This is a genomic window from Acidovorax sp. KNOB132 (genome assembly GCF_057541515.1).
Genome location: NZ_BAAJYT010000001.1, coordinates 102,014 through 112,032, shown reverse-complemented (window position 1 = coordinate 112,032; position 10,019 = coordinate 102,014). Strand labels below are relative to the sequence as shown.

At 69.0% G+C, this 10,019-nt stretch carries 1 protein-coding gene; it reads right to left on the bottom strand.

Annotation, left to right across the window (positions count from 1 at the left end; translation table 11 throughout):
• Positions 1 to 9,854, bottom strand: a 9,854-nt coding sequence (locus AC27IO_RS00530) for a putative Ig domain-containing protein (protein WP_498736671.1), incomplete at its 3' end; no start/stop codon positions are given.
• Positions 9,855 to 10,019: the final 165 nt, after the last annotated feature.

The following is a 10,019-nucleotide window of genomic DNA, read 5'->3' as shown; positions in this document are numbered from 1 at the left end:
ACGTCGTTGCCGGCGCCACCGGTCATCGCGTCCGCACCCGCGCCACCGTCCAGCCGGTTGGCCCCGCTGTTGCCCGTGAGGGTGTTGGCCAGGGCGTTGCCGGTGCCGTTGATGGCGGCCGTGCCGGTCAGCGTCAGGTTCTCCACGTTCGCCGCCAGGGTGTAGCTCACACTGGACAGCACCGTGTCGGTGCCCGCGTTGGCAGCCTCCACCACCTTGTCGGAGGCGTTGTCGACCACGTAGGTGTCGTCACCCCCCAGGCCCGTCATCGTGTCGGCGCCCGCGCCGCCGTCGATGGTGTCGTTGCCGCTGGTGCCGGTGAGGGTGTCATTGCCGCTGGTGCCCGTGATCGCGCTGGACTGTACGGTCAGCGGCAGCTTCTGGGAGGCCTTGGCACCTGCCTGATCGGTCGCGGTGATGGTGATTTCGTAGCTGCCCGCCGGCGCCGAGGCGCTGGACGAGCGCAGCGTCTTCTTGGCAGCGTCGAACGTCAGCCACGCCGGCAGCGCGGCGCCGGATGACAGGGTGGCGGAATAGGTCAGCACGTCGCCCTCGTCCTCATCGACAAATGCGTCGGCCGGCAAGACAAAGCTCCATGCGGAGCCTTGCTTGAACGACTGCGCGGTGAGCGGGGTCTTGGCCAGCGGCGCGTCGTTCACCGCATCCACCCAGACTTCGAAAGCCAGGTGCGCGGATGCGCCTGCGCGGTCCGTCGCCACCACTTCCACCTCCCACAGTCCGCTATCGCTGCCTGCCGGAATGCCGTGGAAGGTCCGCGTAGCGGAATCGAAGGAGAGCCAATCAGGGAGCGAGCCTCCACCCGGGTACTGGGCACTCCACGTCAGGACATCGCCCGCGTCGGCATCGGTGAACGTGCCGGCAGGCACCGTGAACCGCCATTCGGCGTCTTCCGTGGCGCGCTGCTGCGCGATCGCAGCCCCCGCCACGGGCGGCCGGTTCCCCGCGGCGATGCTCAGCGCGAAACTGCCACTCGCCTGCGCGCCCATCGCATCGGTGGCCGTCACGCGCACGTTCAAAGCGCCCTGGTCGGCGGCGGCTGGGGTGCCACTGAACGAGAGTTTGGATGCATCGAACACGAGCCACCCGGGCAAAGGCTTGCCATCCGCCAGCGTGGCGCTGTACGTCAGCACCTCACCCGCGTCCTCGTCCTTGAACGCGCCCGCCGGCAACGCGAAGCTGAACGGCGTGTTCGTGGCGGCCTTGGCCTCGGGCAGCGCTGCCGACAGGACCGGCGCGTGGTTCACGGTGTTAGGGTCGGTCATGCGCATCAGCGCGTCGAAACCCCAGGCAGTGCCGTCGGCGAACTCGATGCGCCGCACCGCGTTGAATTCCTGGTCTCCGTAGAAGCCCTGCACGGTGACCTGGTCGGTGGTGCCGCGAATGGCCACGACCAAGGTATCGCCGACCCGCCGCACGCTGACGTCGGAGGCCACGACACCGGCCTTGAAGCGCAGCGCCTGCTGCCGGTCCGCGCTGGCGCGGCCCGTCCATGCCGTGATCACGTCCTGGCCATCGCCCCGCCCGAAACGGAAGACATCGCCTCCGACGAGCGTGTCGTTGCCCGTGCCGCCGTCCATCACGTCGCGCCCGGCATAGCTCACCAGGCGGTCATCGCCCGCGCCACCCAGCAGCTCATCGTTGTCCCAGCCGCTGGAGTACAACGAAGCACTCGGGCGGATGGCTGCGTACTGGTCTTCCACCACGTCGTCGCCCGCACCGCCTTCCAGGATGTCGTCCTGGAAGGAGCCGCTCACGGTGTTGTTGCCGGCGTTGCCCACCAGGTGCACGCCCTGCGCAGGCTGGTTGCCGCGCAGTTGCCCGTTGGCCGCGAGGTTTTCCACATTGGCGTAGTCGTCCAGGCGGAACACCTTGCCGCTGGAATGGTAGGCCGCGGCGCCAATGGCCATGACGTCGATGATGACCCGGTCCGTGCCGCCGCCGGCCTGCTCGACCACCGCGTCGTCGATCCCCACGTAGTAGGTGTCGTCACCGCCCTTGCCGGTGAGCACGTTGCGCGCCGTGTTCCGGGACGCGCGGATCTGGTTGGCCTGGTCGTTGCCGGTGGCGTTGATCGCCTGGTCGCCCAGCAGTTCGATGTTCTCCACATGGAGCGGCAGGTCGATGGAAATGCGGGAGGAGACCACCGTGTCGTTGAGGGACAACTGGGTCCCGTTGTCCGCGATGCCCGTCTCCACCACTTTGTCGCCCAGGCTGTCGAGGACGTAGTAGTCGTCCTCGGCGCCGCCGATCAGCGTGTCGTTGCCCAGGCCCCCATCCAGGACGATGCCGCCGAGCACTTCAGAACGGTTGCGCATCAACGTGGCACTGATGCGACCCTGGTTCGTCGCGTCGATCGTGTTGTCGCCGGTGTTTCCGCTGAGCTGGAGCCGGGATTCGTCCGCTCGTCCATCGTAGAGCTGGTAGGAAGGCTGGAATCCGTAATAGGACTCCAAGGGGATCATTCGGAAGGTATTGCTCCAGTCCATCAGCACGAGGTTCTCGACGTTCTCGTCCAGCATCCGGTTCTTGGCATCGAGCAGCAGAGTGTCGTTGCCCTCCCCGGCACGTTCCACGATGACGTCCATGTTTTCGCTGGCACTGCCGGCCGCATCCACGTAGATGTCGTCGCCCGCACCGCCCACCAGGCGGTCCGTTCCGCCCATGCCGTTGAGTACGTTGTTGCCCGCGTTGCCGGTGATGACGTTGGCGGCGGCATTGCCGACACCCGCAATGTCCAGTGACCCCGTGAGCGTGAGGTTCTCCACCTCGCCGGGCAGCACATACGACACGGCACTGCTGACCGTATCGGTGCCCTGGCCCGCGCCTTCGGCGATGGTGTCGGCCACATGGTCCACGGTGAAGGTGTCGTCGCCTGCCGTGCCCTGCATCGCATTGGCCGTGCCGCGAGCGTCCACCGTGCGGCTCTGGATGTCCTGCAGGCTCCAGCGCGCGCCATCGGCGAACTCGATCCCTTCGATCCCGCCCCCCGCACTGAAGAACCCCGGAATCCACACCTGCCCGCCCCCGGGCAGCACGGCCACCAGCGAGTCCGCCGCAGCGAACGCCGTCGTGCGGCCGGTCAGGTCGGTGGGAGGGCTGGAGGTGCGCACCAGCTTCACGTCCGCCGCGGCGATGCCCGCCCCGAAGCGCAGCGTGTCCGTGCCACCGGTCTCGGTGATCACGTCGCGCCCCTCGCCCTTGCCGACCAGGTACACGTCGTCGCCCAGGCCGCCTTCGAGCACGTCGTTGCCCGCATCGCCCGACAGCACGTCGTTGCCGCCCTGGCCCCGCAGGGTGTCGTCGCCCGCGCCACCGGCGAGGCGGTCGTCGCGCCAGTCGAAGCCGATCACCGTGTCCGCACCCGCGGTGCCCTGGAGCGCGCGCTCGCGCAGGTTCTCCAGCGTCCACACGGTGGCGGGACTGCCCGCGAAGCGCACCTCGGCCACGCCGCCCGGCTGCGCGTTGCGCAGCAGGCCCTGCAGCTCCACCGAGACGCGGAGCGCGCCGGACACCGGGTCCCGGGCGACCAGCATGGCCGCGCCGTTCACGTGCGTGACGGTCACGTCCTTCGGCGCGATCGAAGCGTCGAACTCCAGCACGTCCTGCGACACGGCGTCGTCCTGCACGATCACATGCCGCCCGCCCGGGCCGAAGCGGAAGGTGTCCGCCCCCTCGCCGCCCGACAGGCGCGAGGTGCCGCTGGTGGAGGCCACCAGCACGTCGTCTCCGGCTTCGCCATAAAGCAGGTCGGCCGCGATCGCACTGCCTTCGCCTGCGATCAGCGTGTCGTTGCCCTCGCCCCCGCGCAGCGTGTCCGCGCCTTGCGAGCCGCGCAGCACGTCGTTGCCGGCAAGCCCCTCGATGACGTCGTTGCCGGCCAGGCCGTCGAGTTCGTCGTCACCGGCACCGCCCTGCAGCGCATCGTCGCCGGCCGTGCCCACGTTGGCTCGGCGGTAGGCATCCTGGTAGCTCCACACCGTGGCGGGCGCATCCTCGAAGGTGAAGCGCAGCCCCTGGCGGTCGGCCTCGAAGCCCATGAAGCCATCGATGCGTAGCTGCTGCACGCCACCGGCTCCCGTGCCGGGCCATTGCACCAGCAGGTCCTTGCGCCCGTTGCTGCCGGGCACGGCGGCCAAGGTCACGTCCTGGGGCGCGATACCGGTGGCAAAGCGCACGGTGCGCGCCGTGCCTGCGGCAGTGCGGCCGTCCAGCAGCAATGTCTGCCCCACGGCAGCCACCGACCGGCGCACGACCAGGGTGTCGTTGCCTGCCCCCAGGATGACCCGGGCGCCAGGCACCTCCACCGTGTCGTCGCCGTCCCCGGCGTTGACCGCACTGCCCGTGCCGGTGACGCGGTCATTGCCGTCGCCGCCATCGAAGGTGTTGTCGCCCGTGCTGTCGGACAGCACGTCGTCGCCGGCATTGCCATAGAGCTGGTCGTCGCCGGCTCCACCGTCGATCGTGTCGTTGCCACGCCCGCCGCGCACCACGTCCTGACCGCCCTGTGCACTCACGGTATCGCCGCCCGGCAGCAGGTAGATCGTGTCGGCGCCCGCGCTGGCCTGGGCGTTGCCCGGCGTGAGCGGCAGATCGGCCAGCGCGAAGGCCGCACCGCCTGCGAACTCCACGCGCGCCAGCGGTTGATCGGCATAGGCCGAGCGCACGGTCACGCGGTCGTCCGTTCCGACGACGCGCACCAGCAAATCGTCGTCCACCCGTGAGACCACTAGGTCGGACAGCGCCAAGCCCTCCTTGAAGCGCAGCACATCGACCGCGCCGGCCTCGGCAGGCCCGGCAGAGAACTCGTCCTTGCCATCGCCGCGCCCGAACAGGAAAACGTCGCTGCCAGCGTCGCCGTACACCTTGTCGTTTCCGGCGCCTGCATCGATCACGTCGTTGCCCGCGCCGCCCCACACCTGGTCGTCGCCGCTGCCGGCATTCACCACGTCGTTGCCGAATCCTGCGTAGATCCGGTCGCTGCCGTCGCGCCCCGTGATGAGGTCACGGTAGGCGGTGCCCTCGCCATACCAGGCGCCCGAATCGGTGCGTGCGCGCATGTCCAGCACGATGCCCTGGGCCACCGCTTCGTCCCAGGTCACGGCCGAGCCATCGGCGAACTCAAGGCGGTCGAAGGTCCGTCCGTCCTCGCCCGTCAGGCCATCCAGGCGGATCGAGTCGCCGCCCGCACCGCCCGGCTCCGCACCGTAACGCAGGAACAGCGCCATGTCGCTGCCCACGTACTGGCGCACCAGCGACACCCCAGCCGCCGTGATGCCCTCGCCGAACTCGAACACGTTGGCCTGGCGGGTGCCACCGCTGGGCAGGCCCGCCAGGGTGGCGCCACTCACCGAGCCAATGGCCACGTCCTGCCCGTCGCCCAGCCGGAACCGCAGCCGCGCGCCACCCGTCTCGTTGGCCGGCGAGAGGTCGAAGGTATCGTTGCCTCCGGCCCCTTCCAGCGTTGCGCCGCCGGCCGCCACGACCATGAAGTCGGCTCCGGCGCCCCCGAACGCCTCGCCTCCCGCGCCCGCCGCCAGTGTCTTGTCCTCCGTCACGTTGGCGCGGATCCACTCGGACACACGCGTTTGCACCCCATCGACCACCAGGGTCTCGAATGCACCCGTGAACCCGTCCTCCAGAATGAGTGCGCGCTGCTCGGCAGGGTCCCCCACGCTCAGCGCCAGGTTGGCCGACTTGCTCGTGCGCGCGGCCTGCAGCCGGCCCGAGACGACGACGGTGTCGTTGCCGCCCGCGTCGCGCAACAGCTCGGCGGTGCTGGTCGAGTTCACCGGCACGTCGTCCGCCTCCAGCACGTAGGTGTCATCGCCCAGCCCCCCGTCCATCCAGTCGCTGCCGGCCCCGCCCTGCAAGGTATCGTTGCCCGCACCGCCGCTCAAACGGTCGTTGCCCTCGCCACCCATCAGTGCGTCGTTGCCGTTGCCGCCCATCAGCGCGTCGTTGCCGGCCCCGCCATCCAGTACGTCGTTGCCGGTGAGGGTGGATACCGCTTTCTCGGTGCGTTCGTCCTCGCCGGCCAGCCAGTCGTCGCCGTCGCCCCCGCGCAAGGTGTCGTCGCCACCGCCGCCGTAGAGAGCATCTTCGCCTGCGCCGCCGTCCAGCAGGTCGGCGCCGTGCCACTGCGCATCGATCTCGCCCGTGCGGTCGTCGCCCTCCAGGATGTCCTTGCCTGCGCCGCCCAGCAGCACGTCGTTGCCGCCGCCGCCGAACAGGTCATCGTCGCCGTCACCGCCATCGAGCAGGTCGTCCCCGGTTTGCGGGCCGTTCATGCGCAGGTGGTCGCCATAGATCCGGTCGTCACCCGCCCGGCCATAGAGCAGGTCGTTCTTGCCGCCGCCCATCAGGGTGTCGTCGCCCGCGCCGCCGTCAAGCACGTCGCTGCCATGGCGCGCGGCATCCAGCGTGTTGCGCATGACCATGCTGGCGCCGTGGTAGGTCAGCGTCTGCACCGCCTGCTCGCCGTCCATGGCCTGCACGGTGTAGTCCCCTTCCAGCCAGTCGTTGCCTTCCCCGCCCTCGATGAAGTCGTCGCCGTCGTAGCCGGCGACCATGTCCGAACCCGCGCCGCCGAACACGATGTCGTTGCCCGCACCCGCATTGACCACGTCATCGCCCGCGCCGGCGTAGATGGTGTCGGCGCCCGCGCCCACCCCCACGTTGCCCACGAAGGCCTTCCCGTCGTTCATCTGGGCGAAGGTGCGCTGCGAGCCGGCGGCATAGACGTGCGTGTCGCCGGCCGGCGGCTTGATGTCCTCGGCCCGCATGGCCAGCAGCCCCGACAGGTCGATCTCGGCCAGGGGGTTGAACGCGAACCCCCACAGGTCGGTGCTTTCATAGGCGCGGCCGGTGCTGTCGGTGGCGGTGGTGCCGATGCGCGCCATGACGACCTCGGCGTTTAGGACCCGCACCTGGCCCGTGGCCACGTCGTTGGCGCCGCTGCTGTAGGAGGCCGAGGCATCGCCCAGCACGAGGCCCTCGCCGTTGCCGTCGGCCAGGATGATGTCGTTGCCACCCCCGCCCACCAGGGTGTCGTCGCCCGCCCCGCCGTACAGCACGTCGTCGCCCGCATCGCCCACGAGCCGGTCGCCGCCCTGCCCGCCCACCAGGCTGACGAAGCCCCGCCCGCTGGGCCCTTGCGTCTCGCCGCCCGCGATGGCGGCGGCCAGGTCCACGGGCGCTGCGGCATACAGCACGTCGTCGCCGCCCTCGCCAAACAGGGTCTGCCGTGCGCTCGCACCGGCGCTGCCCGCGGCCAGCACGTCCGCGCTGGCGCCGCCTGCGGCGCCACTGCGGTTGGTGCCGGCCTGCGCGACGTTCTCCAGCCGCAGGCCGCTGTCTTGCTGCGCATCGGTGAGGCGGTCGTAGGCGGTCTGGCCGGTGAGGCTGGACAGGTCGTAGGTCGAGGCCGGCGTGGGCAGCGGCTTGGGCACGCCGGCCGGCACCACAATGCCCAGCTGCCCGGGCTCGAAGTTCTTGACGACCACGGTGCTGCCGTGGCCGGTGATGGTGAGCTCGCGCGTGTCCACGTTCAGCCGGTAGTCGATGGGCTGTGCGGTGTTGCTCTCGTCGCGCCACACCGTGTAGGGCTGCGCGGCCCCGGAAGCGGTGGCGATCAGCGTGCCGCCGCCCACCACCGCCCGCCCGGCCAGCTCGATGCTGCCGCCCTCGCTGCCTTTGCCGCTGTCCACGATGGTGTCCCGGCCTTCATTGGCCTGGATGCGGTAGGTGTCGAAGCCGGCGCCGCCCGCCAGGGTGTCGTCGCCTGCACCGCCGATCAGCACGTCGTCGCCGGCGCCGCCTTCCAGGTAGTCGGCACCGCCCAGGCCGGTGAGGGTGTCGTTGCCGGCGCCTCCGTACAGGTGGTCGTCCTGGCCTCCTCCATTGAGCGCATTGGCCTGGTCGTTGCCGAACCGCACGTAGGCCACGGGTGCGCCGTTGCGCGCCACGGCGGGCAGCACGGTCAGCGTCTGGTCCTGGGTCGACACCTCCGTGTCGTAGTAGTGGTATTCCAGCACGGTGCCGTTGGGGGTGATCCGGACCGGTTTTTCCACATCGCCCTTGTTGGCGGTGGCCTTGGCCTGCACCAAGGCCAGCCGATCCGCATACCAGCCGGTGGAGAAATTCGCCAACCCTTGGGCCCGTTGCGCATCGGTCAGCTTGGCATCGGCATCCCACCGCTGCGCCAGTGTGGGGTTGGCGGCCTTGAGTTTGGCGATGGCCTGGGCATCGTCGGTCTTGATGGCGATCGGGCTCAGGGCATTGAGCGCGAGGAATGACGCGAACTGGGTTTTCCCATCGGCGGCCGTGATCTCGGACGCCGCAACGCTGCCCTTGCCCACCAGGGCCTTGTAGGCTTCGCTGTCGGTAACGGCCTTGAGCCGGGCATAGAAGGTGGTGCGGCCGCTGGTGCCATCGCCCTTGCCGTCCTCGGTCTGCGCCCAGGTGTTGCCCTCCAGGCTTCCTTTGAGGCGCGTGGCGCCTTGCCAGTTCAGTCCGAGCATGTCGCCCAGCGCGTTGACGACGTTCTCCAGCACATCGCCTTCGGCCTTGCCTTGCGTGCCGGTGCTCCAGCTCGCCTTCTTGTTGGAGGCCGCGCGCAGGAGGGCCGACGCCTTCTCCAGCGTGAGGCTAGGGTCCAGTTGGGCCAGCGTCTTTTGCACGTTCAGCGAGTCCTGCATCAGCACCAGGCTGTGCGTGTCGCCAAAGTCGTTGTTGCTGAATTCGGGCACGAGCAACTTGATGTCGCCGGCCGCATTGGCGGTCGCCGCCAATGCGCCTCCGATGACCGCGCCGCGCAACAGGGGCTGGTCTTCAATGAACACGCCCTGTGCCTGGCCGTAGTGCAGTTGGGAGTTGGCCACGGCCGATGGGCGGGTATCGCCATACACGTCGTGGAAGTTGGGAATGACGGAGGAGCCTAGCGCACGGCCCAGCACGGCCTGCAATCCGCCGCCGAGGGTGCCTGCGGAGGGCGCGGTCTTGGTCTGCGCCGCCATCACGGCCAGTTGGTAGTCCAGTTGCAGCGCCTGGATGTTGGCCGGGCCCTGGATGTTCAGGGGCGAGTCCGCGCCACTGCCGGAGGACAGGCCGGGCACGCGCTCGGCCTCCGCCTCGATGGTGGCGATCCGCTCCAGAGCGGCCTGGATCTTGCCCAGTTGCTCGTTGCGAGCCGTGGGCCAGTACACCGGAACGCCCGTTTCGGGCGAGTTGATCGTGGTGCGCAGCGCTTTCACGCTGGCGGCCGCGTCCTTGGCGGCCTGGGCCGTCACGCCGGTGGAACTGGCCCCGAACAGCGCGCGGTACTTCTCGTACTGCGCCTGGGCATCGGGCTCGGAGAACGCGATGGCGGTGCCCGAGGCGTTCTTGCGCTGCGCGTTGAAGTCGCGAATGACATCGGTCAGGCGCGTGCCCTGCTGGACGACGCCAACGCCCGCGCCGTTGAACGTATAGGTCTCTTTGACGGCGGTGTTCTGGGTGCCGTCTTCCACGCGCAAGAGGTTGAAGGCAGTGGCCAAGTGGCCGCCCAGGCTGTAGCCGGTGACGGCGATCTGCTGGCCTGCCGGGATCAGTCCTTTGGTTTTAAGACTGGCGTACCAGTCCTCCATGTCCGCGATCTGCCCGAACGCCCAGCCGTAGGGCTTGATCTCCATGCTGTTGGTGGCCTGGTTGTCGCGCGCGCTGTCGTCCAGGAATTCGGTGGAGCGGAAGGACAGGACGAGGTCGCCGGCGGTGATGCCTTGCGTTTCGTCGCTCTTCAAGGCGCGGAACAGGGTGCCGGAGAAGCCGGTGGCGGTGTTGCTGATGTGTTCTGCCACCGTCCAGGTTTCAGAGAAATTCTTGGCTTCTGCTTCTGTGAATTTGCTGGAGCGGCCGTTGCCGTTGGTCAGGGTTAGATTGTCTAAATTTAGACCTTCAGCTCTCCCCGGAGAAGAGACTTTTGGCAATAAAAAAAGCCTCTGCCGCCATTTGCAGATTCGTGT